The sequence below is a fragment of the Polaribacter sargassicola genome, from assembly GCF_021991835.1.
GTDB classification, from domain to species: domain Bacteria; phylum Bacteroidota; class Bacteroidia; order Flavobacteriales; family Flavobacteriaceae; genus Polaribacter; species Polaribacter sargassicola.
Map to the genome: position 1 here is coordinate 1 of NZ_JAHDAU010000155.1, position 305 is coordinate 305.

At 61.6% G+C, this 305-nt stretch carries 1 protein-coding gene; it reads right to left on the reverse strand.

The features are described from left to right. Positions 1 to 114 precede the first annotated feature (114 nt). The coding region (locus tag KI686_RS17585; RefSeq protein ID WP_237590370.1) for an integrase core domain-containing protein at positions 115 to 305 on the reverse strand (191 nt) is incomplete at its 5' end.

The window sequence follows — 305 nt, forward strand, 5'->3', positions numbered from 1 at the left end:
CGGGAAAATAGTTCCCATCCTGTTCTGTCGGAATGTACGCGGGGCCGTAGGTGTAGATTCGCAGCCACCATTTGATTGAGGTTGACCCCGATTCCCGGACAGGTGGTTGGTTGGTCAGGCTGCCAGCGTGAGCTGGCGGCGTTCGTACTCTAGCGGGCTGTGGTAGCCGATGCCGGAGTGGCGGCGGTGGGCGTTGTACCAGCTGTCGATCCAGGCGTAGGAGCCGCGGCGGGCGGCGTCGATCGTCGCGAATGTGTGCCGGTGGTAGTACTCGTTCTTGAATGTCGACCAGAACGATTCGGCGG